At 71.0% G+C, this 24,950-nt stretch carries 23 protein-coding genes and 1 tRNA gene; 9 read left to right on the forward strand and 15 right to left on the reverse strand.

Annotated features, from left to right (window positions below; all coding sequences use genetic code 11):
- The first annotated feature begins 48 nt into the window (after positions 1–48).
- Positions 49–125 (forward strand) — tRNA-Met (locus LQ222_RS20015).
- 453 nt (positions 126–578) lie between these two features.
- Here LQ222_RS20015 and LQ222_RS20020 read toward each other — a convergent pair.
- From LQ222_RS20020 to LQ222_RS20045, 6 genes are all read right to left on the reverse strand, one after another.
- A complete protein-coding gene (locus LQ222_RS20020; protein WP_230168615.1) occupies positions 579–1,163 on the reverse strand; it encodes a hypothetical protein in 585 nt (194 codons plus the stop codon).
- A 34-nt stretch (positions 1,164–1,197) separates the two neighbouring features.
- A complete protein-coding gene (locus LQ222_RS20025; protein WP_230168616.1) occupies positions 1,198–2,202 on the reverse strand; it encodes an HAD family phosphatase in 1,005 nt (334 codons plus the stop codon).
- A 41-nt stretch (positions 2,203–2,243) separates the two neighbouring features.
- A complete protein-coding gene (locus LQ222_RS20030) occupies positions 2,244–2,768 on the reverse strand; it encodes a hypothetical protein (RefSeq protein WP_230168617.1) in 525 nt (174 codons plus the stop codon).
- Positions 2,769–3,105: 337 nt separating this feature from the next.
- Positions 3,106–4,731 (reverse strand): arylsulfatase, encoded by a 1,626-nt coding sequence (locus tag LQ222_RS20035; protein WP_230168618.1) that lies wholly within the window; start codon positions 4,729–4,731, stop codon positions 3,106–3,108.
- A complete protein-coding gene (locus tag LQ222_RS20040) occupies positions 4,728–5,732 on the reverse strand; it encodes a formylglycine-generating enzyme family protein (protein ID WP_230168619.1) in 1,005 nt (334 codons plus the stop codon). The genes LQ222_RS20035 and LQ222_RS20040 overlap by 4 nt, the downstream gene beginning before the upstream one ends.
- 128 nt (positions 5,733–5,860) lie before the next feature.
- Entirely contained in the window at positions 5,861–6,577 is a 717-nt protein-coding gene (locus LQ222_RS20045; protein WP_230168620.1) for a response regulator transcription factor, read from the reverse strand.
- Between the two features lie 240 nt (positions 6,578–6,817).
- Here LQ222_RS20045 and LQ222_RS20050 point away from each other — a divergent pair, with 240 nt between their 5' ends.
- Positions 6,818–8,512 (forward strand): ATP-binding protein, encoded by a 1,695-nt coding sequence (locus tag LQ222_RS20050; RefSeq protein ID WP_230168621.1) that lies wholly within the window; start codon positions 6,818–6,820, stop codon positions 8,510–8,512.
- Positions 8,513–8,866: 354 nt separating this feature from the next.
- On the opposite strand, the gene LQ222_RS20055 is transcribed toward LQ222_RS20050, so the two are convergent.
- Complete coding sequence (locus LQ222_RS20055; protein ID WP_230168622.1) at positions 8,867–9,733, reverse strand: tripartite tricarboxylate transporter substrate binding protein; 867 nt, start codon at positions 9,731–9,733, stop codon at positions 8,867–8,869.
- 419 nt (positions 9,734–10,152) lie between these two features.
- A complete protein-coding gene (locus LQ222_RS20060; protein ID WP_230168623.1) occupies positions 10,153–11,130 on the reverse strand; it encodes a tripartite tricarboxylate transporter substrate binding protein in 978 nt (325 codons plus the stop codon).
- A gap of 261 nt (positions 11,131–11,391) precedes the next feature.
- Here LQ222_RS20060 and LQ222_RS20065 point away from each other — a divergent pair, with 261 nt between their 5' ends.
- The 3 genes from LQ222_RS20065 to LQ222_RS20075 are packed head-to-tail and all read left to right on the forward strand — an operon-like array spanning position 11,392 to position 14,142.
- Positions 11,392–12,078 (forward strand): isochorismatase family protein, encoded by a 687-nt coding sequence (locus tag LQ222_RS20065; RefSeq protein ID WP_230168624.1) that lies wholly within the window; start codon positions 11,392–11,394, stop codon positions 12,076–12,078.
- A 5-nt stretch (positions 12,079–12,083) separates the two neighbouring features.
- Positions 12,084–13,490 (forward strand): dihydroorotase family protein, encoded by a 1,407-nt coding sequence (locus tag LQ222_RS20070; protein WP_230168625.1) that lies wholly within the window; start codon positions 12,084–12,086, stop codon positions 13,488–13,490.
- The gene (locus LQ222_RS20075) at positions 13,474–14,142 is read left to right on the forward strand and encodes a GntR family transcriptional regulator (RefSeq protein WP_230168626.1); all 669 of its coding nucleotides are present in this window, start codon (positions 13,474–13,476) and stop codon (positions 14,140–14,142) included. Before LQ222_RS20070 ends, LQ222_RS20075 begins: the two co-directional genes overlap by 17 nt.
- Before the next feature lie 37 nt (positions 14,143–14,179).
- Here the strand turns inward: LQ222_RS20075 and LQ222_RS20080 are convergent, their stop codons facing one another.
- Together LQ222_RS20080 and LQ222_RS20085 are read right to left on the reverse strand one after the other, a co-directional pair.
- Positions 14,180–15,223 carry a uroporphyrinogen decarboxylase family protein gene (locus LQ222_RS20080; RefSeq protein ID WP_230168627.1) on the reverse strand — a complete coding sequence of 348 codons (1,044 nt, stop codon included), beginning with the start codon at positions 15,221–15,223 and terminating at the stop codon, positions 14,180–14,182.
- Positions 15,224–15,269: 46 nt separating this feature from the next.
- Positions 15,270–15,992: a GntR family transcriptional regulator gene (locus LQ222_RS20085; protein WP_230168628.1), complete on the reverse strand. Its 723-nt coding sequence runs from the start codon at positions 15,990–15,992 to the stop codon at positions 15,270–15,272.
- 104 nt (positions 15,993–16,096) lie between these two features.
- On the opposite strand from LQ222_RS20085, the gene LQ222_RS20090 reads away from it, so the two are divergent.
- The 3 genes from LQ222_RS20090 to LQ222_RS20100 are packed head-to-tail and all read left to right on the forward strand — an operon-like array spanning position 16,097 to position 18,728.
- Entirely contained in the window at positions 16,097–16,804 is a 708-nt protein-coding gene (locus tag LQ222_RS20090; RefSeq protein WP_230168629.1) for a polysaccharide deacetylase family protein, read from the forward strand.
- A 42-nt stretch (positions 16,805–16,846) separates the two neighbouring features.
- Complete coding sequence (locus LQ222_RS20095; RefSeq protein WP_230168630.1) at positions 16,847–17,752, forward strand: dioxygenase; 906 nt, start codon at positions 16,847–16,849, stop codon at positions 17,750–17,752.
- Between the two features lie 28 nt (positions 17,753–17,780).
- Complete coding sequence (locus LQ222_RS20100) at positions 17,781–18,728, forward strand: tripartite tricarboxylate transporter substrate binding protein (RefSeq protein ID WP_230168631.1); 948 nt, start codon at positions 17,781–17,783, stop codon at positions 18,726–18,728.
- 121 nt (positions 18,729–18,849) lie between these two features.
- Here the strand turns inward: LQ222_RS20100 and LQ222_RS20105 are convergent, their stop codons facing one another.
- The 4 genes from LQ222_RS20105 to LQ222_RS20120 form a co-directional block, all read right to left on the reverse strand.
- Positions 18,850–20,697 (reverse strand): bifunctional sugar phosphate isomerase/epimerase/4-hydroxyphenylpyruvate dioxygenase family protein, encoded by a 1,848-nt coding sequence (locus LQ222_RS20105; RefSeq protein WP_305800028.1) that lies wholly within the window; start codon positions 20,695–20,697, stop codon positions 18,850–18,852.
- 115 nt (positions 20,698–20,812) lie between these two features.
- Positions 20,813–21,451, reverse strand: coding sequence for a protocatechuate 3,4-dioxygenase subunit alpha (gene pcaG, locus LQ222_RS20110; RefSeq protein ID WP_230168632.1), 639 nt, complete (start codon positions 21,449–21,451; stop codon positions 20,813–20,815).
- A gap of 4 nt (positions 21,452–21,455) precedes the next feature.
- Complete coding sequence (pcaH, locus tag LQ222_RS20115; RefSeq protein ID WP_230168633.1) at positions 21,456–22,184, reverse strand: protocatechuate 3,4-dioxygenase subunit beta; 729 nt, start codon at positions 22,182–22,184, stop codon at positions 21,456–21,458.
- An 89-nt stretch (positions 22,185–22,273) separates the two neighbouring features.
- The gene (locus LQ222_RS20120; RefSeq protein WP_230168634.1) at positions 22,274–23,242 is read right to left on the reverse strand and encodes a tripartite tricarboxylate transporter substrate binding protein; all 969 of its coding nucleotides are present in this window, start codon (positions 23,240–23,242) and stop codon (positions 22,274–22,276) included.
- A gap of 103 nt (positions 23,243–23,345) precedes the next feature.
- On the opposite strand from LQ222_RS20120, the gene LQ222_RS20125 reads away from it, so the two are divergent.
- Entirely contained in the window at positions 23,346–24,221 is an 876-nt protein-coding gene (locus LQ222_RS20125) for a shikimate dehydrogenase (RefSeq protein ID WP_230168635.1), read from the forward strand.
- On the opposite strand, the gene LQ222_RS20130 is transcribed toward LQ222_RS20125, so the two are convergent.
- Entirely contained in the window at positions 24,203–24,850 is a 648-nt protein-coding gene (locus tag LQ222_RS20130; RefSeq protein ID WP_230168636.1) for a TetR/AcrR family transcriptional regulator, read from the reverse strand. The genes LQ222_RS20125 and LQ222_RS20130 overlap by 19 nt on opposite strands.
- Between the last annotated feature and the right edge of the window lie 100 nt (positions 24,851–24,950).

The following is a 24,950-nucleotide window of genomic DNA, read 5'->3' on the forward strand; positions in this document are numbered from 1 at the left end:
GGTCGCCGCCAGGCCACCAGGCCGGATCCTCAGACCCACACTCACCACCGCGGGGTGGAGCAGCCCGGTAGCTCGTCAGGCTCATAACCTGAAGGTCACAGGTTCAAATCCTGTCCCCGCATCCAACAATTCCGAACGCAACAACACATCAAGCCCATCGGCACCCGCCGGTGGGCTTCTCGCGTTCGCGGAGCCCAGCCCAACCAGCGCTCCCGCATCTGCCACGCGCATCATCGCCGCAAGGTGACCGACCAGCTCGAGACGCGGCGTCCGGCCGTCCTCGGCAGGCGGATGCACCTCAACCCGGTCAATCAACGACCCGATCGCCTCGATGTGGTCCAGGCCGCGCTCGGCCAACAATGCCTCCCGAAGTCGCGAAACCTTCGCCCCATGCACCTCAGCCAGGTTGCCGCGCGAGCAAGGCAGCGCCGGGTTACCCCCGCCACCGCGCTCCCTGCATCGAGCGCGTCGCGCCGTGCCTCCAACATCGCATTGCAACCCCGAACGGGGGGCGAGCGCGCCCTCCGCCACCCCGTGCATCACGCGATCCAGTGCGCCCGGTCGCCGCAGTATGTGGCTCATCCAGCCCCGCCATCGCCCTGCCGTGCCTCCTGCGTCTCGATCATCTCACGCAGGCCGAGCCCCCAGGAAGAAATCGCCTTCAGGAACGGCAACAGCGGCACGTCGAGATAGCGCACCCGCTCCGGCGCGAAGACATAGAGCGCACCCGACATCGGCGCCGGCGACCCCGGCACGAACACCACCAGCCGCCCATCCGCGAAGCCATCCATCACCAGGGCGGGGCACCATCCTTCCTCGATCGCGGCAAGCGCGGGACGCAGCGCGCGGCCTCCACCCCGGGCGAGCGGACCTTCGCCCGAGAAAGCCTTCACCAACCGATAGCCTGGAATCCTGTCGAACAATGCCCCTTCGAGGACCCTGCGCGCCCAGCCGCCGGCCGCCGAACGCACGAGCAACCCAATCACCAGGCAGAGCAGGACCAGCAACAGCACGGCCGCGATCGCGGGATGCCCATAGCTTCGCGCAAGCGGATCCGCCGCATCCTGCAGCTTGTGGATGATGCCGAGGACCAGGAGCACCACCGCGCCGAGCGGCAGCACTACCAGGGCGCCGTCGAGCAGCGCGCGGCGCAGCGCCCTCATGCGCGGCTCGTCCGGAATGGTGTGCCGCGCATGGTCATCCTCCCGGGAAGATGCGCGACCAGTCATCCCGCATCGAGACAACCTGCCACCCGCGCGCTGGTGCCTCGTCCAGCGCGCGCGCGAGTCGCCCGATATGGCTTTGCCGATCATACGCATATTCGCGCGCCGCATCGTCGTGGCGAACGATCATGCCGAGGCGCCGTCCCGGCCCCTCGGTTACGTAGCGCAGCATCTCGTGGTCGCCGTCCGAATTGCCGAAGGCGGCGATCGGCCGTACGCCGATTTGGCGCGCGATTCCGACCGGCTTACCCGGCCCGTCATCGATGAAATCGATGCGCGCCTCCCGCGTGAGGGTGATGCGGCCATCGGTCTCGCCCGGGCGCAGCGCGAAGGTCGAGCCGACCACCTGGTGCGGCGGGATGCCATAGACCTGCTGCGAGAAGGCGCGCACGAATTCCACTCCGCCGCCCGAGACGATGAAGGTGCTGAAGCCGTTCGCGCGCAGGAAGGCCAGCGCCTCGACCATCGGCTGGTAGACCAGCGCGGTGAAGGGACGGCCCCATTTCGGGTCGCGCGCGGTGGCGAGCCATTCGGCAGCGACGCTGCGGAAGTCCTCCGGCGAGGTGCCGGCCTGCGCGGCGCCGGCGAGCTTCAGCAGCCCCTCCGTGCCACCCGCCGCGACCCCGCGCATGTCCCCGGCGATGGCGGCGCGGAAAACGGGGTCCTGCTGCCAGTCCGGGTTCCGCGGCGCGAGCGCCTTGATGCGGTCTAGGATAAAGAACAGCTGCGTATAGGCCGGCTGCTCGACCCACAGCGTCCCGTCATTGTCGAAGACCGCGATGCGCTCGGCAGGTGCGACGAAGTCTGGGCCGCCCGCGGTGGTCACGGCGGCGACGAAGTCCATCAACACGCGCCGGCGTGGCCCGTCGCGCCAGGAGGGCAGCAGGTCGGTGGCCTGGGCGAAGGCGCCGTTGGTGGCGTCCAGCAGCAGCAGCGCGCCACCCAACCCGGCGGCGATACCGCGTCGCGTCGTGGTCATGGTCTTTCCCTTCACAGGCGGTGCATGGGATCGCGCTTCGGTCACAGGCGGAACTGGACGTTGATGCCGGTGAGGACGCCCCATTCCATCTGCCCGGGGCCCTGGCGCAACAACGAGTATTGCGGCTCGACGAACAGCCTCGCCACGGTGTTGCCGATGTGGACGACCTTGCCGATGCCCAGGCCCAGCGGCACGGCATAGGCGTTGCTGTCGAAGTCGTAGGTCCACACCGCGGATGATCGCAGGTACCAACCCTCGCCCAGCTGCCGGAACAGGAAGGGCTCGAAGTTGCCAAGATGGACAGGGCGGCGCGTGTCGTTGCCGCCGATGCTGGCCTGCCATGTCAGCAGGTAGCCGTATTGCCAGGCCGGGCTGGTGGCGACGAAGAGCACATTGGCGAAGCCGGCTGACCATTGCCCGGACCCGAGCGCCCGGTCGCTCGCCGTGGGTGCGGTGAGCCGCGGGCCGATGCCGAAGCTCACGCCCGGATTCGCCGTGTCGAACAGGTAGGCGGCGAAGATGTTGCGGTCGCCGATGCCGGTCTCGTGCCCGCCGCCCGGCACCACCGGGTAGCTGTTGATGGGCAGCGTGGCGCGCGCGATCCAGCGGGTCTCGCCGATGCGAAGGGCTGCGCGCCGCGCAGCAACACGGCGTTGGCGGCTTCGCTGGTGCCGCTCAGCCGCGCGACATACTGTTTCTGCAGGGTGAGCGAGGTGGCGCTGGCGAGCGGATTGTTCGCCTGCGCATTGGCATCGGGCTCCTGAACCCGGCCCACCGCCGGCGCGGCCATCAGCAGGACCGCCGCCGCGGCATGGCGCAGGCGAAGCCATCTTGATGTCACGACGTGCACCACATCATGCAGGGACGCGGGCGGGCGCCGGGGGACGCCCGCCCGCAGCGCCTTCAGCCGCCGCCCGACGCCGCTTCCTCCATCTGGCGGAGGATGCCTTCCAGGTTGAAGCTGTCGGGGCGCTGCCGTGGCGGGAAGTCGCGGAAGGTTTCGTAGAACTCCCGCGCCTTGGCCTGCGCGGGCACCAGCAGGTAGACGCGGTCCATGAACCAGTCGTTGTAGGTGTTGCTCGACTGGTCGGCGCGTTCGTAGGGGTCCATGCGAAGGTCGAACAGCTTGGGTACGCGCAGCTGCACGAAGGGTTCGCGCCACACGCCGAAGCCGACGCCGCGGTTCTCGAGGAACACGACCTTCCAGCGTTCGTAGCGCATCGCGACCATCTGGCCGTCGTCGTTGAAGTAGTAGAATTCCTTGCGCGGGCCTTCCTGTGTCTGGCCGGTCAGCAGCGGCAACTGGTTGTAGCCGTCCAGATGCACCTTGTAGGTGCGGCCCTGGGTGGCGTGGCCGGCCAGCAGCTTCGCCTTGATGTCGGGATCGCCGGCGGCGGCGACCAGCGTGGGGAACCAGTCGAGGTTCGAGAAGATCTCGTTGGTGTAGCTGCCCGGCTGGATGCGGCCCGGCCAGCGGATCGCGAAGGGCACGCGGAAGGCGCCTTCCCAGTTGCTGTTCTTCTCGCTGCGGAAGGGCGTGATGCCGGCATCGGGCCAGGTGTTGTAGTGCGGGCCGTTGTCGGTGCCGTAGATCACGATGGTATCGTTCGCGATCCCCATGTCGTCGACCTTCTTGAGGATCTTGCCGACCCATTCATCGTGCTGGAGCATGCCGTCGGCATATTCGTTCAGCCCGGACCGGCCGCGGAAATTCGCCGGCACGTGCGTGCGGAAATGCATCCGCGTTGCGTTGCACCAGACGAACATCGGCTCGTTCGCCGCGTGCTTGCGGTCCATGAAGTTCATCGCGGCGTCGAGGAACTCGTCATCCACCGTCTGCATCCGCTGGCGCGTCAGCGGCCCGGTGTTCTCGATGCGCTGCGTGCCGTCCGGATTGGCGAAGGACTTGATGACGCCGCGCGGGCCGAAGCGGCGGCGGAATTCGGGGTTGCGCGGGTAGTCGACATTCTCCGGCTCCTCCTCGGCGTTGAGGTGATAGAGGTTGCCGAAGAACTCGTCGAAGCCGTGCGCGGTGGGCAGGTGTTCGTCGCGGTCGCCCAGGTGGTTCTTGCCGAACTGCCCGGTCGCGTAGCCCATGCCCTTGAGGATGCGCGCGATGGTCGGGTCCTCGGGCTTCATGCCCGCGGCCGCGCCTGGCAGGCCGACCTTGGACAGGCCGGTGCGCACCGTGGCCTGGCCGGTGATGAAGGCCGAACGCCCGGCGGTGCAGGATTGCTCGGCGTAGTAATCCGTGAAGGTCATGCCTTCGTTGAAGACGCGGTCGATGTTCGGGGTCTTGAAGCCCATCAGGCCGCGGCTGTTCGCGCTGATGTTGTGAAGGCCGACGTCGTCGCCCCAGATCACGATGATGTTCGGCCGGCGGCCGCTGGCGGCGGCGGGCGCCGGCGTGGCGGGACGGGTCTGCGCCTGCGCCAGGGTGACCCCGCCGGGCAGGGTGCCGGCGGCCAGGCCGGCGGCGCCGCCCAGCAGCATGCCGCGGCGCGAACGCCCAGTGCCGTTGTTCGTCATGGGACGATGTCTCCTCGGGTTTGTGGGGTGTCGCGGCGGATGCAGCGGAAGCCGATATGGCTCATGCCGGTGTCGACCATCTGGGCGTGGCGCGCCGCGGGCCGGTAGCGCCGGCAATAGGACGGCGCGCACAGGAAGGACCCGCCCTTCACCACGCGGCGCGGGATGCGGATGGCGGCCTGGGCCGGATCGAAGGATCCCTCCATGGCTGGTCCGCGGGGATTGTCCGGCGCGCAGCAGGGCTTCGTCGGGTCCGCGGCATGCCGGGCGCCCCACCAGTCGGTGGTCCATTCCCAGACATTCCCGCACACCTCGAACAGGCCGTATCCGTTCGGCGCGAAGGAGCGGACCGGGCAGGTGCCCTCGAAGCCGTCCGTGGCAAAGTTGCGCCAGGGAAAGGGGCCCTGCCAGGTGTTCGCGACATCCACCTCGGCGGGCCGCAGCGCATCGCCCCAGGCGAATTCCGCACCGTCGAGGCCGCCGCGCGCGGCGAATTCCCACTCCGCCTCTGTCGGCAGGTCCTTGCCGGCCCAGCGTGCATAGGCTTCGGCATCCTCGAAGGCGACCTGCACGACGGGATGGTCCTCGCGCCCAACCAGGTCGCTCCCCGGGCCTTCGGGCATGTGCCAACAGGCGCCCGGCGTCCAGTGCCACCAGTTGGACATGTCGCGCGTGTCGACCGGGCCTTCGGTCATGCGGAACACCAGGGCGCCGGGCACCAGCATTGCCGCATCCGCCCCTGGATACATGGCGGGGTCGAGCGGCCGCTCGGCCACGCTCACATGGCCCGTCGCGCTGACGAAGGCCGCGAACTCGGCATTGGTGACGGCCGTTGCATCCATCCAGAACGGATCGACCTGCGCGAGGTGCGCAGGACGTTCCTCCGCATAGTGGTGGTCCGATCCCATCAGGAAGGTGCCGCCGGGGATGCGGACCATGCCCGGTGTCGACGCGTCGCCTTCCAGCCCCGCCGTCGGCCGCATGATGGACCTGGTCGTCACCACCCGATCTTCCTTCCGCCCGCGCCCCCCGCACCTGGGGTGCTGCGGTGCCGGGGGAAGGCTAGCGTGCGGGTGGTGCCGCCCCCATCGGGTCGATACCCGAGGCACCCCGGGTCGAAGCGCGGTGGTCAGACCGCCGTGATGTTGTTCCGCGCTGCATACCGCACGACCTCGGCCACGGTATGCGCGCCGATCTTGCGCATCAGCGCGCCGCGATGCGTCTCCACGGTCTTGACCGATATCGCGAGGCGCCGGGCGATCTCCTTGTTCGACAGCCCCTCGGCAATCGCCTGCACCACCTCGCGTTCCCGGGGCGTGAGCGCATTCGGCACCACCGGAGCCTCGGCGCCGCGGCGCAGGTAGCCCTCGAGGATGCGCTCCGTCACGCCGGGATTGAAAAAGGGACGGTGCGCCGCGAGCGTGCGCACCGCCGCCACGATCTGGTCGCCAACGTCCGATTTCAGCAGATAGCCGCGGGCACCCGCCTCCAGCACCAGGCGGATCATCTCCTCGCTCTCGACCATGGTGAAGATGAGAACCTCGGTGCCCGGGCTGGTCGCGCGGATCTGCCGCGCCGCTTCGAGGCCGTTGAGCTGCGGCATGGCGATGTCGAGGATGGCAACGTCGGGTGCGAGCTCGGTCGCGAGCCGTACGGCCTCGCGACCGTCGGCGGCCTCGCCGACCACCGACCAGCCCGGCTGCAGCTCCAGCATGCTGCGCAAACCGCGCCGCACGACGGCGTGGTCGTCGGCGAGAAGGATACTGATCACGGCCACGCGCTCCGTCGCTCCGGCCATCCTCATATCCGTGGAAGCCACGGCCAGGGTAGGACCTTGCGTGCCCATGCGCGCTCGGGTCGAGACCCGATGCTTCCCTAGACACGCCCTCCCCACGCGGCGTCAGGAAATCTGATGACAGCCGCACCCGCGGCGGCCTTGAATGCTCCCGAGCCCCGCAACAGGGGACAGGGAGCGTAGCACGTGCGGCTGCGGACCTACCTGATTGCGCTCGTGGCGGCGACGCTGCTGCCGGTCCTGGCCTTCGCGGGCTGGTCGGCCTGGCGCGTGGTCGCGGCGGAACGCAGCGTGACGGCGCGCGAGCTTACGCGCCTGGCCACGAGCGCGGCCGGCGCGCTCGAGGTCGAGTTCGGCCGCGCCATCGTCCTGGGGCGGACGCTCGCCGCCTCCCCGGCGCTGCGGCGCGGCGACATCGAGACCTTCGCCCTGCAGGCGCGCGAGGCGGCGGACGCCAACGGAACCTCGGTCGCGACCGGCGACGAGCATGGCAGGCAGACCTTCAACAGCCGCGTCGCGCGCGGAGAGCCGATCAACGCGCGCCCCGAGCCAGACCTCGTGCGCCAGGTGCGCGAACGGGCTGCGCCCTTCGTGACCGACCTGTTCCAGGCGCCGCTGATGGACCGACCGATCGCTGCCGTGATCGTGCCGGTCCAGGGCGCGCCGGCGGACATCGCGGTGGCGATCGGCGTCCGGGTCGACACCGCGCGCCTCGAACGACTGCTGCCGGAGCCGGTCTTCGGTGCCGGCGCCTTCTCCGTTGTGCTGGACGGGCGCGGCACGATCGCCGGGCGGTCCGCCGGGGCGCCCGGGGAGTTTCCGGTGCAGGCGCTGGATGGATTGGCGCCGGGGCGGGTCGGGCTGATCGAGCGCGCCGGCGCGGCGCGGCTGCTGGCAGCACGCAGCTTGATCGCGGATACCGGCTGGCAGGTGGTGGTGGTCGCACCCGAGGAGGCCGTCGCCGCAAGCGCCCGCCGGGCGATGATGTGGCTCGGCGCCGCCGGGGTCGGCGGGCTCATGCTGGCCGTCCTGCTGTCGGTGCTGCTCGCGGCCTTCCTGCTGCGCCAGGCCAGGGGGCTGGTCGCCACCGCTTCCGCGATGGCCGAGGGCGCGCCGGTGGAAGGCGGCAGCCGCGTGACCGAGGTGGCCGTGGTCCGGCGTGCGCTCGAGGCAGCGGGCGGCGCGATCCGCAGCCGCGCCGAGGCGCAGGCGCGGCTGCATGCGATGACCGAGACCGCGTCGCTGCTCGAACAGCGCGTCGCGGAGCGGACCCGCGACCTGGAACACGCCACAGGTCGCCTCCTGCAGGCAGAGGACGAGGTGCGGCGACGGATCGCCCGCGACCTGCACGACAGCACGGTGCAGGAGCTTGTGGCGGCTTCGCTGTGCATCGCGCATGCGCGCGCGGCGCCGGCAGAGGCGGACCAGGCGCTGGCCGATGCCGCCGACGCCCTTACGCGGGCGAAAGCGGAACTGCGGACCGTATCCTTCCTGCTGCAGCCGCCCCTGCTCGACGAATGCGGCCTCGTGGTCGCGTTGCGTCTCTATGCCGAGGGGGTGGCACGGCGCAGCGGCGTCGCGATCATCGTCGAGGCACCGCCCGTCGCACCGAAACTGTCGCGGTCAGCCGAGACGGCACTGTTTCGCGTCGTGCAGGAAGCCCTGGCGAATGCCGTCTCGCATGGCGAGGCCCGCAACATCCGGGTTCGCATAATCGTGCATGAGGACGGACTCACCGTCGCTGTCATCGATGACGGGCACGGCATGATGCAGGGCGCGCACGGCGTTGTCAGTGAAGGGGTGGGACTGTCGAGCATGCGCGCGCGCGTACGGCACCTGGGTGGGGATCTCTCCATCGCCAGCGGCCCAAGTGGCACGGTCGTGACCGCGAGCCTGCCGCTGACCGCACGCGTTGTTGACCAGCCTTCGGCGACGCAGGCAGATGCGGACACGCAAGTGGCGGCGTTGAGCGCGGCGCCCGCCTGACGTCGCATCGGCTCGCGTAGCGTCGACAGCCGCGGGCGGCCGAAGCGGAGTTCCGACCGGCCTCGCGACTGAGCGCGTCGACCGGGACCCCGCCGAGATCCGGCTCCCCGCAGGATGGCTTGGCACGGTTCGTGGCCGGTTCTCGCGCAGGGCTCGCGATCCGTTCGGCTGAAGCGCGATCCCGCGCCCATCGGACCGCGCCATGCGCGGCGCTGGCCAAGGTTGCCCGAGCCGCGTTCGGCATCGGCCGATGCGCGTCACCGCATACAACGTTCCCGACATCCGACCAGCAAGGCCGCCAACCCGTGCGGGAGCGGCCTTCTCGCTGGGCACCGCGTCACCCCAAGGAGCAGCCTAGCCCAAGGTAATCCCTGCCTCGCGGATGACCTGCACGGCGGTACGACGCTGTGCCGCGATCCAGGTCGCGAAAGCCTGCGGCGTATTGCCGACCATGATTGCGCCGGCGGGATCCATGCGCGCACGGACAGCCGGCGCGCGTGCCGCCGCCGCAGCCGTGGCGGCCAGCCGGTCAATCGCGCCGCGGGGCGTGCCAGCCGCCGCGAACAATCCATTCCAATCGGTCATGTCGAAGCCCGGGAAGCCCGATTCCGCCAGGGTGGGCACATCCGGCAGGGACGGCACGCGCTCAAGGCTGGTGACCGCCAGGATGCGTGCGCGTCCCGCCTGCACCGGCGGGCGGATCGACGACATGGTGATCAGCACCGCATCGATGCTGCCCGCCAGAATGTCGCGCGCTGCGTCCGCGCCGCCGCGATAGGGCGCATGCACCAGGCGGATTCCAGCCTGGCGTTCGAATGACGCAAGGACCAGGTGCCCCATGCCGGCCGCCGGCGGCGTACCCACCGAAATGGTCGCCGGCCTCGCCTTCGCGATCTCGATGAATTCCTGGATGGTGCGCGCCGGGAAGTCGGTCTTGACCGCAATCACCTGCGGAAAAAAGCAGACCAGCGAGACGGGGCTGAAGGACGCTTCGTAGTCGAAGGCCAGGTCGCGCAGCAACACCGGGTTGGTCGGGTGGTTCGCGGCATCGATCAGGAAGGTGTCGCCGTCGCGCGGCGCCTGGCGCGCCGCTTTGGCGGCGATCACGGCATTCCCGCCGGTGCGGTTCTCGATGACGATGTTCTGGCCGAGCCCGCCCTGCATCTCCGCCGATATCGCGCGCGAGGACGTGTCCGCCGCGCCGCCCGCGGCGACGGGCACCAGCCAGCGGATCGATCGCGTCGGCCAGTCGGCCTGCGCCGGCTCCCATGGACCAGCCTGGTGGAGTGATGGCGTTCGTGCAGCCGCGTCGCCAGAGGCGTCACCGCGACCCGAGCGGGCAGTTGCCTAGCCGTCGCCAAGGCGCCGTGGAAAGCCACCATCCATGCAGGCCCGCACCGCGCCGGATGAGTCCTGCGGCCGACTTGTCGCGTCGGTGACGCCCTGCCGCGGGGCCGGCTGGGCGCGCGGCGCCGCCCCCTTCGGTGCAGCGCGCCGCCACCTCGTGCCGCTGCGGCGGCACGGCGATCGCCGCGCGCTGCAGCCGCGCGGCGACCACCCATCGCGCCGGCGGTGCGCGCCGTCAGTCGACGCAGCGCCGTGCGCGGCATCCCGGCGCGCGCGTCTGCGCCAGCCCGCCCTCAGTCGAGCCGGATGTCGAGCCGACGCACCACGGCCCCCAGCTGTTCCCGGTTGGCGGCGATGAAGGCGCGCGTCTGGTCCGGCGGCAGGCCGACCGGCACGATGCCCTGGGCGCGGAAGACCTCCTGCGTGGCGGGGGTGCGCAGCGCCGCGGCGGCGGTCTCGGCGATGCGGGCGACGACAGGCGCGGGCGTGCGCGCCGGTCCCAGCAGGGCGAACCAATTCGCCGCATCGACCGCCATGCCGAGCTCCCGCAAGGTCGGCACATTCGGCAGCAGCGGCACCCGCGCGGCCGACCCGATGCCGAGGATGCGGACGCGACCATCGCGCGCAAGCCCCTCGGCCGGCCCTGCATTCATGAACATGGCATCGACCTGCGCCGCCACCAGCGCGGTATAGGCCGGCGCCGCGCCGGTGAACGGCACGTGCAGCAGGTCGAGCCCGGCGTGCTGCATCACGCCCGCCGCGGCGAGCTGCGACGTCGAGCCGATGCCCCAGGAGGCGTAGGTGAGCTGGCCCGGCCGGCTGCGCGCGAGCGTGACGAAGGCATCGAACGTCTCCACGCCGAGCCCGGAGCGGACCACCAGCGCGAAGGGGCCATCGGCGAAGACGGTGATCGGCTCGAAGCCGGCGACGGGGTCGTAGGCGAGGCGCGAGTACACCAGCGGATTGACGGTATGCGTCTCGGCGCTGGCGACGAACAGCGTGTGGCCGTCGGGCCGGGCACTGGCGACGAACTGCGCGCCGACGGCGCCATTGGCGCCGGGCCGATTGTCGACCACGACGGGCTGGCCGAGCAGCGGCGCCATCGCGGAGGCAAGCGCGCGCGAGACGACGTCCGTCGCGCCGCCGGCATTCCACGGCACCACGATGCGGACGGCCTGGTCCGGGAAGGCGAGCGCCGGCGTGGCGACCGCAACCGTGGCAAGCGTGGCGCCAGCGCCGAGCACGGCACGGCGAGAGAGTGTCGTTCGCATGGGACCTGCTCCTTCAAAAGCGTTTGCGGCCAGGCGCCCTGCCGATCGGCACGGCCCGATCCGGTGCGCCGGCGTCGCGTGCGTCGCCTCGGCAAGCCACCCGGCACCGCGAGGCCTGGCGGAAGGCACGAGACGTCCGCGGCAGGACGCCGCAGCCATAACATTCCCTTGTGCCGGAGCCTGTCAAGAGACTGGGATCCCACTTGTGTGGAAGACGCGTCGCCCGTTAATGTCAGGACGCACCGGCACTGGAGCACGCTGATGAATCCCTGGGACGGCATCATTCCCGCCGAGGAGCAGAAGGCCTATGGCGCGGCAGGCTTCGGGCGCGCCTCAGGCCTCGGCAAGCGGCCGGCGCTGCTGATCATCGACGTGCAGTACCGCACCGTTGGCACGCGCCCGATGCCGTTCTGGGACGCCATCAAGGAATTCCCGACCTCCTGCGGCGACGTCGGCTGGGCCGCGGTGCGCCGCATCGAGGTCCTGCTCGCGCTGTTCCGCGCGCGCGGCTGGCCGGTGCTCTACCCGCATGTCTCGCCGAAGGAGAGCTTCGACCAGGGCCGCCTGGCCGAGAAAGTGCCCGCGTTGATGACCGTCGCGCGCAACGGCTACGACTTCGTCGAGGAAATCCGCCCCCAGGCGCGGGACATCCTGCTGCCGAAGAAGCATCCCAGCGCCTTCTTCGGAACGCCGCTCGCGAGCTACCTGATCGACCTCGGCGCCGACACGCTGGTCGTCACGGGCTGCACCACCAGCGGCTGCGTGCGCGGTTCGGTGGTGGATGGCTTCGCGTACAACTTCAAGGTCGCGGTGCCGCATGATGCGGTCTACGACCGCAGCCGCGTCTCCCACGCCGTGAACCTGTTCGACATGGCGTCGAAATACGCCGATGTCATGAGCACCGATGATTGCGTCGCGGCGTTGCAGGCGCTGCCGGTCGCGGCGTGACGGGCATGGCGTACGATCTGCTCCTGACCGGCGCGACCGTCGTGCTGCCGGGCGCGGCGACCCCCGTTGCCTGCGACATCGCGATCGCGGCGGGGCGCATCGCCGCGCTGCTGGCGCCGGGTGCGGAGGTGCCGGCGCAAGAGCGCGTCCCGCTCGGCGGCCTGGTCGTGATGCCGGGCGCGATCGACGCGCATCTGCATCTTGGCCACGGCAAGGACATCTCGCGCCCGCGCGTGCCGGGCGACGCCGACCGCGAGAGCGCCGCGGCCGCCGCGGGCGGCATCACCTGCTTCATCCCGTATCTGATGGCGACCGACCGCTTCGGCGAGATCCTCGGCGACGTCATCGCCGTCACCACGGCCGGTGCGCGCATCGATTTCGGCTACCACCCGATCATCTCGACCGAGGCGCAACTGGCCGAGGTCGCGGCCTGCATCCGCGACTGGGGCGCGCCGAGCTTCAAGATCTTCATGAACAACCGCGGCGGCGAGGGGAAGCGGCTCGGCCTGCCGGACATCGACGACGGCTTCCTGCTGCGCCTGTGCGAAGCCGCCGCCGCGCATGGCGGCATGGTCTGCCCGCATCCCGAGACGATCGAACTCGCCTGGGTGCTGCGCGAACGCATCATGCGCGACGACCCCGAAGGCACCGGCGGGCTCGCGAGCTGGAACGCCTCCCGCCCGCCCTTCGTGGAGGCCGATGCCGTGCAGCGCGCCGCCTATGTCGCGCGGACCGCGGGCGCGCCGCTCTATGTCGTCCACACATCCTCGGCCGAGGCGCTCGACGCCGCGCGGCGCCAGCGCGCCGCGGGGGCGCGCGTGTTCATCGAGACCTGCCCGCACTACCTGACGCACGACATCACCTGGCCGGGCGGCGCCGTCGGCAAGATCAACCCGCCGCTGCGCGAGGCCACGGATCGCGAGGCGCTGTGGCGCGGCCTGCACGACGGCAGCATCGATACGGTTGCGACCGACCACGTGCATCGCGACATCACCTCGAAGGAGGGCGGCATCTGGGCCGCATCGCCTGGCTGCCCCGGGATGGAGACCATGCTGCCGGTGCTGCTGAGCGAAGGCCATGCGAAGCGCGGCCTGAGCCTGCCCCGCATCGCCGCGCTGACGTCCGGCAATCCGGCGCGCGCCATGGGCCTCGATCACGCCAAGGGCGCCATCGCCCCCGGGATGGATGCGGATTTCGCCATCGTCGACCCGGCCGCGCGCTGGACTGTCGCGCGGGACGGTGTGCTCAGCGCGGCGGGCTATTCTATCTACGAAGGCTGGGAGCTGACCGGGCGCGTGGTCCATGCGCTGGTGCGCGGGCGCTTCGTGCTGCGCGACGGCGCGCTCGACGACGGCGCCGTGGGCACCGGACACTACATGCGACGCAGGCTGAGCCATGGGGCGTCCGCGTAGGCCGGCGGGCAGCCTGCGGGAACAGGCGCTCGACACGATCCGCGGCCGGATCCTGGACCTTCGCTACCCGCCCGGCAGCCTGCTCTCCGAGAACCAGCTCTCGGAGGAAATGGGGATCAGCCGGACGCCGATCCGCGAGGCGCTGCGCGAGCTCGCCGCCGGCGGGCTGGTGCGCATCCTGCCGCAGCGCGGCGTGGTGGTCGCGGAGCCCTCCGTGCGCGATATCGTCGAGGTGTACCAGCTGCGCGAGCAGCTCGAATGCTTCGCCGCGCGACTGGCGGCGGAGCACCTGACGGAGGCCGACGCGCGCGCGCTGGCCGCCGACCATGCCGAGGCCCTCGCGCAATTCGCGCACGGGAACCTCCAGGAGGCCTACGAGGCCTCGGTCCGGCTGCATGCGCGGATCATCGCCCTCACGCGCAATGCCCGGCTGGCGCGCTTCATGGCGCAGCTTGGCGACCAGGTGCACCGCTTCGGGCTGATGACCCTGCGCCACGGCCGCGCCCCGCAGGCGCTGGAGGAGCATGGCCGGATCATCGACGCGATCGTCGCGCGCGACGGCGCGACGGCCGAGGCACTGATGCGCGACCACCTGCGCGCCGACCGCGACATGGCGATGGCGGCGCTGCTGCCGACCGGGATGGACGCGTAGCGCAGCACCCCGGGCGCGCCGCGCCCGCGCCCGAAGGTCAGCCCGCCAGTTCGCGCCGCACGATCGCCGCGCCATCGGCCAGCGCCTTCAGCTTGGCGAAGGCGCGCGGCCGCGGCAGGTACTTCATGCCGCAATCGGGCGCCGCCACCAGCCGGTCCGCCGGCACGTGCCGCAGCCCTTCGCGCAGCCGCGCCGCGACGGTCTCGGCGCTTTCCACCTCGGTCGTGCCGAGGTCGAGCACGCCGAGCATGATGGTCTTGTTCGACAGGTCCGACAGCATCCCGAGGTCGAGCCGCGGTTGCGCGGCCTCGATCGAGATCTGCGTCGCGGTGCTGTCGGCCAGCTGCGGCAGGAAGGAATAGCCCGAGGGCTTGTCGGTCACGAGCGCCGCGTAGCCGAAGCAAAGGTGCACCACGGTGGTGCCCGGAACGCCTTCCAGCGCGCGGTTGATCGCCTTCACGCCATATCGCTTGGCCTGTTCCGGGCGCGCCTGCAGCCAGGGCTCGTCCAGCTGGATCACGTCGGCGCCGGCGGCGACCAGGTCGCGGGCTTCCTCGGCGACCACGGCGGCATAGGCCATCGCGAAGGCCTCGTCGTCGCCGTAGTGCTCGTCATGCGCCTGCATCGACATGGTGAAGGGGCCGGGCAGGGTGATCTTGATGCGGCGGTCGGTGTTCGCCCGCAGGAATTCCACGTCGCGCTGTTCGACCGCGTGGCGGCGGCGGATCGGGCCGGTCACGCGCGGCACCGGCGTGGGCTTGCCCATCCGGCCGCTGACCACGGCAGGGTTGTCGATGTCCACGCCGTCGAGCGCGAGGGCGAAGCGGTTGGAGTAGCTTTCGCGCCGCATCTCGCCATCGGTGATGATGTCGATGCCGGCGCGCTCCATGTCGCGCACGGCGATCAGCGTGGCGTCGTCCTGCGCCTGCTCCAACGCATCCTCCGCCACCCGCCAGATCTCCTTCAGGCGCAGCCGCGGCACGACGTTGTTCTTGGTCAGGATGGCGCGGTCCACCAGCCATTCGGGTTGCGGGTAGCTCCCGACCACGGTGGTGGGCAGCAGGGGGGCGGTGTCGGCCATGGGGTGTCCTGTCCTTGTCCTGGGCCGGCGCAGCGCGCCGGCGGCGTCATTCGCCGGAGCGCCGGCGCGGTGGCGGAGCGGCGGCCTGGCGTTCCAGCGCCAGTCGCACGAATTCGCCGGTCGCATCCAGGTGCTGGGCGAGCAGCGCGACCGCGCGATCCGCATCGCGATCGAGCGCCGCCTCGGCGATCGCGGCGTGCTCGGCCGCAACGTCGCGGCCCGGCCAGGCGACGGCGTTGGCCTGGGCGCGATAGCGCTCCGCCTCGTCGCGCAGCCTTTCGCAGAAGGCCATCAGCGGGGTCGCCGCGCAGGCCGATACCAGGGCCTGGTGGAAGCGGCGATGGGCCGCCTCCCAGGCCGGATTCGTCACGTAGCGGGCGGGGTCGAGCGAGCGCGGCAGGCGGGCCAGGCGCCGTTCGGCGGCGGCCACGGAATCCTCCCAGGCGGCATCGCCGCGCGCGATCGCTTCGCGCAGCGCGGCGGCTTCGACCAGGCAGCGGCTGCGGACCAGCTCGGACAGCCCTGCCGGGTCGGCATCGGCCACGCGGAAGCCGCGCTGCTCGATCCGGCGCGCCAGGCCTTCCGCGGCGAGCTGCGCGAGCGCCTCGCGCACTGGCGTCGGCCCGGCGCCGCACAGCACCGCGAGATCCTGCACCTTGAGCCGTTGTCCGGGTGCCAGCCGGCCTTCGAGGATCGCGGCGCGCAACCGACGATAGGCGGCGGTCGCTTGGGTGTCGGGCGATCCCGCGAGGCTGGGCGGTCCGGTCATGGCCGGCGCAGGATGGGGCAGCCCAGGGGTTGCTGCAACCCCGACAAAATCGCTTGACGTGGTGTTTTTATCGGTAAAAACAGCATGGACGTCCGAGGCCCTCGATGCGCCCTCCCGCCCACGCCCCCGCGGTCACGCTGACCTTCGACAATGGCCCCGATCCCGACGCCACGCCGGGGGTGCTCGATGTGCTGCGCCGCCGCGGCCTTCGCGCGACCTTCTTCGTGGTCGGGCAGCACCTGGCCGATCCCGCGCGGCGCGCGCTGGCGCAGCGCGCCCATGCCGAAGGGCACTGGATCGGCAACCATACCTTCAGCCACGGGGGGCCGCTGGGCGACCGGCAGGATCGCGGCCACGCCGTCGCGGAGATCGGCCGCACCCAGGACCTGATCGGCGAGCTCGCGCATCCGGACCGGCTGTTCCGACCGGTCGGTGGCGGCGGGCGTCTTGGGCGGCACCTGCTGAGCCTGGAGGCGCGCGACTATCTGGCGGCGGGCGGCCATACGGTCGTGCTGTGGTCGGCCGTGCCGGGCGACTGGCGCGACCCCGATGGCTGGCCCGACCACGCGCTGGAGCAATGCCTGGCACAGCCCCGCCCCGTGCTGGTGCTGCACGACATCGCCGGCGGCGCGATGCGGCACCTCGATGCCGTGCTCGGCCGCATGGCGGATGCGGGCATCGCGTTCCGGCAGGATTTCCCGGCCGCCGGCACACCGATGCGCGGGGGTGTCGCCGGCGCCGGCCTTGCCGATATCGTCACCGCGGATGGCGCCGGCTCGCTTGACCCTGCCCGCCCGCGACCCGCAGCCTGATTTAAACACAACGCCGCCGCGCCGCGGCGCACGGAGGACCCCATGCAGGACCTGGACGCCAACGGCATCACCGACGCCGTCATCGAACAGATGGCGCAGACGCCGGATCCGCGCATGCGCGAGATCATGGAGGCCGCGGTGCGCCACCTGCACGCCTTCGCGCGCGAGGTGAAGCTGACGCCCGACGAGTGGCTGAAGGGCATCGCCTTCCTGACCGCCGTCGGCCAGGCCTGTTCGCCGATCCGCCAGGAATTCATCCTGCTGTCGGATGTGCTTGGCCTGTCGCGCCTGGTGAACGTGATGCACGACGCGACGGGGCGCGAGGCGGCCGGTACCGAGACCAGCCTGCTCGGCCCGTTCTTCCGCGAGCAGGCGCCGAAGATCGAACTCGGCGGCAGCATCGCCTATGCATCGAAGGGGCCCGAGATCGTTATCTTCGGGCAGGTCACCGACGCCGACGGGAAGGGCATCGCGCACGCCACCATCGATGTCTGGCAGACCGACGCCGAGGGCATGTACGACCTCCAGGCGCATGATCCGACGGTGATGGAGATGCGCGGGCAGCTCGCCTGCGACGCCGAGGGGCGCTTCCATTTCCGCACCCTGAAGCCGCTGGGCTATTCCATCCCGATGGACGGGCCGGTGGGGGCCATGGTGCGCCAGCAGGACCGCCACGGCTTCCGCCCGGCGCATATCCACATCCTGGTCGCCGCCCCCGGCTTCCGCGAATTGGTGACGGCACTGTATTTCGCCGACGACGCGCATGTGGACAGCGACACCGTGTTCGGTGTCTCGAAGTCGCTGGTGATCCAGGAGGCGCTCGGCCTGCCCGACGCGCCGATGCCGGGCATCCCGAGCATCCGCTACGACTTCACCATGTCCCGCGACACCGCGGGCGGCGGCGGGCGCGTGGGCTCCGACCCGTCCCGCCTGGTGCCGGCCGGCTGAATTTCGACGACCCCAGGGAGAAGACGCCATGATCACCCGACGCCTGCTGGCGGGCGCCGCCGCAGCACTGCCCTTCGCCGCCCATGCCCAGGAGGCCTGGCCCGCGCGGCCGATCCAGGTCGTCATCCCGTATCCGCCGGGCAATGCGATCGACCTGCTTGTGCGGGCGCTGGCGGCGCAGATGCAGCCGCTGCTGGGCCAGCCGGTGGTGGTGGTGAACCGCGAGGGGGCGGCCGCGCTGGTCGGTTCGGTTTCGGTGGCGCGCGCGCCGGCGGATGGCTACACGCTGTTGTTCGTGCCGGCGCTGGTCGCCTCGGTGCTGCCGGTGACGCAGCCGCAGGGCGGCCTGGCGACGAACAGCTTCCGGCCGATCTGCCAGGTGTTCAGCAATTCCATGGCGCTGGTGGTGAAGCCCGACAGCCCGATCCGCACGCTGCGCGACTTGCAGACGGCGGCGCAGGCAGCGCCCGGTCGGATGACCTATGGCACGCTCGGCGTCACCTCGATCCCGCACCTGGCGATGGTGCAGTGGCTGGGTGCGGCGCGCGCGGAGATCGAGCACGTACCCTACCGCGCCGACGCCGCGGTGATGACCGAGGTGCTGCAGGGGCGCATCGATGTCGGTTCGATCGTGCTGGGCTCGGCGGCCGGGCGCAACGACATCCGCGTGCTGGCGGTGTTCGACGCGCAGCGCCATCCGGACTTCCCCGATGCGCCGACGGCCATCGAGCAGGGCTTCGAGGTGGCGCCGGCCTCCTTCGGCGGGCTGTTCGCCCCGGCCGGCACGCCGGAGGACCGCATCGCGCGCATCGAGGCCGCCTGCGCCAGGGCGGCGGCCAGCGAGGTCTATCGCACCGCGGCGCGCACCGGGTCGCAGCCGGCGAATTTCTTCCTCAACCGCGCCGATTTCACGCGGCGGCTGCAGACCGATATCGAGCAGAAGGCGGAGGTGCTGCGCGGCATCCGGCTCAACTGATCGCGCGAAGGGTCGAAGCGCGGCCTCAGGGTGCCGCCTGTGGGTGCCCTCGATCGGCGGTCGGGTGCCTCGCGCGGCGCCGGAGGGCCGTGGCGCAATTGAGAAACGCGCGCCGCCGGCGTCAATCTCCGCCGCGCGCGCGCCGCTGCGCCGCCATGCGGACCCCCGCATTGGCGGCGCCATAGCCTGCATAGCCGCCGCGCCGCTCGACGAGTTCGAGGAAGAACCGGTCGTCGAAGGCGCGGGTATAGGCGTGCCGGAAGTCGCCGGCGGCATCGCGGTCGAACAGCAGGTGACGCGCGCGCAGGGCATCGAGTTCGGCATCGTCCAGGCCGAACCGCGCGGCGACGTCCTCGTAGTAGTTGGCGGAAATGTCCAGCAGCGGCGCGCCGGCGGCCGATGCCGTGGCGGCCATCGCATCGCCGGTCGCGAAGGCCACGTGGTGCACGCCAGCGCCCGCGAAGGCGGTCACGAAGCGCCCCGTGCCGGTCCGCCCGCTCTCGGAGACGTTCAGCGGCAGGCGCGGCCCGCCCAGGCTGGTGAAGGCGCGGCTGCGCACCAGGCCGTAGGGGTCGGGCAGTTCCCATGGCGCGTCAGGCTCCAGGCCGAACACCGTTCGGTAGAACAGCTCGAAGCCGTCGAGCAGCCCGGGCGCCAGCGCCTGCGCGACATGGTCGATGCCGAGCAGCGTGCCGGGCGCATCGGCATCCGCCGCCATGTGGAAATCCGTCTCCCAATGCGCCGGCGCGCCGGCGGCGGGCGTCTCGACCAAGTAGATCAGCATGCCGTCGGGTGCGCGCAGCGCGGGGATCCGCCGTTCACCGGCGCCCAGGCGCTCCGACCAGACCGAACACAGCAGCGCCTCGGCCCGCGCCACCGCGCGCGCGGCGTCGTCGACCTGGAAGGCCATGGCGCAGACGCAGGGGCCGACCATTTCGAATCGTTCGGAGGCCGCGCTGTCGGGTTCGGCATTCAGCACGATATTGGCGCCGCCGTTGCGCCAGAGCTCGACCGCCTTCGACCGGTGCGTGCCGACGCGACGGAAGCCGAGCGGCGCGATGAAACGCGCGAGCGCGTCATGCGCCTGGCCATCGACCGCGAATTCGATGAAGTCGATGCCGCCGAGGCGCGGCAGCGCCGGAAGCGGCGCGACACCCGCCTGGTCGTCGAGCCACACCAGGCTGCGCAGCGCATCGCGCGCGATGCGGCGCGCCGGGGCGGTGCGGAATTCGTCGTTGAACACTTCGAGCGAGAGTGGGCCCGCGTAGCCCGCCGCGAGCGCATCGCGCAGGAAGCCCGCGACGGGCAGCTCGCCCTGCCCGGGGAAGTTGCGGAAATGCCGCGACCACGAAAGCGGGTCCATCGCCAGGCGCGGCGCATTGGCAAGCTGGACGAAGAACAGTTTTTCCGCCGGCACCGTGCCCGCCAGGCCGGAGAGATCGTCACCCAGCGCCAGCGTGTGGAAGCTGTCGAGGATCAGGCCCAGCGCAGCATGGTCGGCCCGCTGCACGATATCCCAGGCCTGTCGCCAGCGATTCACATGGCGCCCCCAGGCCAGCGCCTCGTAGCCCACCAGCAGGCCGCGCTTGGCCGCGCGATCGGCCATTTCGCGCAGGTCGGCGGCGGCGCGCTCGGCTTCGGGTAGCGCGGCGGGCTGGGTGTTGCTGCACACCAGGATCATCTGCGCGCCGAGCGCCTGCATGATGTCGAACTTTCGCTCGGCACGGTCCATGTTGCGCGCGCGCTGCGTCGGGGGCATCGCCTCGAAGTCGCGGAAGGGCTGGAACAGCGTGATGGCGAGGCCGAGATCGGCGGCCATGCGCCCCGCATCAGCCGGCGAGCCCTCGAAGGTCAGCAGGTCGTTCTCGAAGATCTCGACGCCGTCGAAGCCGGCCGATGCGGCGGCCTCCAGCTTGTCGGGCAGGGTGCCGGACAGGCAGACGGTGGCGATCGACCGCATCGGCGCCATGGCACTTATCCCTTTGGTCTGGTGTGCAGCCGCCCCGCCGTGCCCCATCGAAGCACGCGTCGATGGGTGCCCGCCAAGCTTGCGCGCGAGACGTCCGGCGACGCCGCCGATCGCATCAGATGTCGAAGAAGATCGTCTCGCCCTCGCCCTGCAGGCGGATGTCGAAGACATAGACCGGCTTGCCGTCGCGCGTTTCGGGCCGCGCGATCAGCGTCTTCCGCCGTTCCGGCTGCTCGACGATGTTCAGCACCGGGTCGGCGGCATTGGCCGCGTCCTCGTCGCCGAAATACATCCGCGTCGACAAGCCAAGGTTGATGCCGCGCGACACGATCCAGAGGTTGAGGTGCGGCGCCATCGCGCGATGCCCGGCGCGGCCGGCGACGGGGCCGGGCTTGATCGTCTCGAAGGCCCAGATGCCGGTGGCGAAGTCGGTGCCGGTGCGGCCCCAGCCGCGGAAGCATGGGTCCGTTTCCTTGCCGTCCTGCCGGTCCGCGGGGTGGGCGTAGCGGCCGGCGGCATTGGCCTGCCAGACTTCCACGAGCGCATCGCGCACCAGCGCGCCGGTGCCGTCGAGAATGCGGCCCTCGACGCGGATGCGCGTGCCCAGCGTCGCGGGTGCGACCATCGCCTCGCCGAGGTTGTTGTCGAAGATGTCGAAGCCGGCCTGCTTGGGGATCAGCCCGATATGCACATAGGGGCCGGCGGTCTGGGAGGGAGTCTCGGGCAGGTAGCCCAGCGCGTCGCGCGGGATCATGGCGTCAGTTCCCCTGCAGGCGGTTTTCGAACAGCGTCGAACGCGATCCGCGCAGCACGATGTCCCAGCGATAGGCCAGCGTGTGCAGCGGCACCGAGGCATTGAGGTCGAGCAACGCGACCAGCCGTTCGCGCGCCGCGGGATCGGCAACGGTGTGCAGGATGCTGTCGTGGCGCAGCAGCGGGTCGCCCTCGAAGTACATCTGGGTGACCAGGCGCTGCGCGAAGCCGGAGCCGAAGACCGAGAAATGAATATGCGCCGGGCGCCAGTCGTTCACGCGATTGCGGTAGGGGTAGGGGCCGGGCTTGACGGTGCGGAAGGCGTAGCGGCCCTCGGCATCCGTCACGCAGCGGCCGCAGCCGCCGAAATTCGGGTCGATCGGCGCGTCATAGGTGTCGTTGCGGTGGCGGTAGCGCCCGGCCGCATTGCACTGCCACAGTTCCACCAGCGCGCCCGCGACCGGGCGCGCCGAACCGTCCAGCACGCGGCCATGCAGGATGATGCGCTCGCCGATCGGCGCGCCGCCGTCGCGCGCGTAGTTCAGCACCAGGTCGGCATCGAGCGGGCCGAGCTCGTTCTGCCCGAAGACCGGCCCGGTCACCTCGGACAGCGAGTTTTCGAGCGACAGCAGGGGCCGATGCGGCGCGCGGAAGACGCTGGTCTTGTAGATCGGCGTCAGCGCCGGCGGATGCGCGGCGGGGTCGCGCGCGACGAATTCGGCATCGGCCTGCATGGCGTTGGTCCTTCTCGGTTCACGGCCGGCGGGCCGGGCATGGTGCGGTCCTTGGGGGGCTGGCGCGCCTGGCGCCGGCCCCCGCGAGGTCACTGCAGGCGGATGTTCCTGGCGCGGATCATGTCTCGCCACTTCGCATTCTCGGCGGCGAAATAGGCGGGCCAGTCATCCGGCGAGGTCACGGTGGGCACCACTGCCAGCGTCGCCAGGCGCTGGCGCGTCTCCGGCGCCTCCATGGCGGCGCGCGAAACCTCGTTGGCGCGGCGGATGATCTCGGGCGGCAGGCCGGCGGGGGCCTGCAGCGCGATGTGTTCCTCGACCACCACGCCAGGCAGGCCCTGTTCGGCGAAGGTCGGGATCTCGGGCGCCAGCGGGCTGCGCTCGCGCGAGGCGATGCCCAGCGCGCGGAACGCGCCTGACTGGATGTGCGGCAGGATGCCGGAGGCGGCCTGGAACACCATCGGTGTCTCGTTGGCCAGGACGGCCTGCACCGCGGGCGCGCCGCCGCGATAGCCGATGTCGGCGACCTCGATGCGCGCTTCCTGCAGGAACAGCTCGGTCGCCAGGTGCGTGGAGGAGCCGGTGCCGGAATTCGCGTAGGTCATGCGCGCATTCGGCCGGCGCGCCATCTCGATGTATTCGGCGACGGTGCGCGCCGGGAAGTCCTTGTGGACGACCATGATGATGGGCATCGTCGCGAGCAGGCCGAGGCCCGTGAAGTCGCGCTCGTTGTTGTAGGGCAGCGGCAGCAGCCACGGCGCCATGGCATAGGTGCTGACGGTGCTGACCAGCAGGGTGGTGCCATCCGGCCGGGCGCGGGCGACGGAATTGAAGCCGATCGTGCCATTGGCGCCGGTCCGGTTGTCGACCACGAAGCTGCGGCCGGTGTCCTGGCTGAGGCGCTGGGCCAGGATGCGCGCCACGGCATCGGTCGATCCGCCCGCCGCCCAGGGGACGACGAGGGTGACGGGGCGCGAAGGCCAGGCTTCCTGCGCCATGGCGCGCGCGCCGAGCGCGGGCAGGGCGGCGAGTGCGGCGAGGCTGCGGCGGGTGATCATGTCGGTTGTCTCCCTCGATCGTCGTCGGTGCGGCGTTGACGTGTACGTACTGGATAGTACATTACGGAGGCAAGTGAAAAGTGCAGCCGCACGGAGGATCGCCATGACCACCTGGGACAGCAGGCCCGCCGTCCTCGCCGGGCTGATCGGTGCCGGCATCCAGGCCTCCCGCACGCCCGCGCTGCATGAGCGCGAGGGCGCGGAGCAGGGGCTGCGGCTGATCTACCGGATCATCGACCTCGATCCGCTTCGCGTCGGCGTCGAGGCGCTGCCTGACCTGTTGACGGCCGCCGAGCGCATGGGCTTCGCGGGGCTCAACATCACCTATCCCTGCAAGCAGGCGGTCATCGCGCTGCTGCACGAACTCTCGCCCGATGCGCGCGCGCTTGGCGCGGTGAATACGGTGGTGCTGCGCGACGGCCGGCGCATCGGCCACAACACGGATGGCTCGGGCTTCGCCGAGGGCTTCCGTCGCGGCCTGCCCGGCGTGGCGCGGTCGCGCGTCGTGCAGCTTGGCGCCGGCGGCGCGGGGGCGGCGGTGGCGCATGCGCTGCTGAGCGAAGGCGTGGGCCTGCTGTCGATCACGGATGTCGACGCGGCGCGCGCCACTGCTCTGGTGGCGGACCTGAATGTCCGATTCGGCGCCGGCCGCGCGGCGGCCGTGGTGGACCTGGCCGCCGCCGTCGCCGCCGCGGATGGGCTGGTGAACTGCACGCCGGTCGGCATGGCGAAGCTGCCGGGGACGCCGCTGCCGGCCGCGCTGCTGCGCGCTGATCTCTGGGTTGCCGAGATCATCTACTTCCCGCTCGAGACCGAATTGCTGCGCGCTGCGCGCGCGCTCGGTTGCCGCACGCTCGATGGCGGTGGCATGGCGGTGTTCCAGGCGGTCGGCGCCTTCCGGCACTTCACCGGCATCGCGCCGGATGCCGGGCGCATGCTGCGCCACTTCGCCGCGATGGTTCAGCCGGGCGCCACGTAGCGCAGCACCGCCTCGACAATCATGCGCCGATGCGCCGCGAGGGTGTCGTGCGCGAGCAGGTCGCGCCCGAAGATCGCCGTCAGCGTGTGGCGGTTCGACACGCGGTAGAAGCAGAACGAACTGATCAGCATATGCAGGTTGAGCGCATCGAGCCCGCTGCGGAAGGCGCCTTCGCGCTCCCCGCGCGTGATCAGGTCGCGCAGCGTGCCGATGACCGCGGCATTGCGCGTGATGATCTCGGGCGAGGCGGCGACGTTGCGTGCCTCGTGGATATTCTCGACGCTGACCAGGCGGACGAATTCCGGATGCGCAGCGTGGTGGTCGAAGGTGGTCTCGACCAGGCGCTGCAGGGCCAGCAGCGGCGGCAGGCGCGCCAGCGGCAGGGCCTGCTCGGCATCGCGCATGCCGCCGTACATCTCCTCCAGCACGGCGGCGTAGAGCCGTTCCTTGCTGCCGAAGTAGTAGTAGATCATCCGCTTGGTGGTGCGCGTGCGGGCGGCGATGTCGTCCACGCGGCCGCCGGAGAAGCCCTTCTCGCTGAACTCGGCGATGGCGGCGTCGATCAGGTCGCGCCGGGTCTGGTCCGGGTCGCGGGTGCGGCGGGGGCGATCGGCATCTTTTAACTCCATGGTACGTACAATACAGTCAGGCCGGCCGCCGCGCGACGGAAATCCGCGCCCTGGCCAGGGCGTGCCGACGATGCAAGGCTCCGCGCCGCTCGGCCCCGGG

It is taken from the genome of Roseomonas sp. CECT 9278 (assembly GCF_918698155.1).
Taxonomy (GTDB): domain Bacteria; phylum Pseudomonadota; class Alphaproteobacteria; order Acetobacterales; family Acetobacteraceae; genus Neoroseomonas.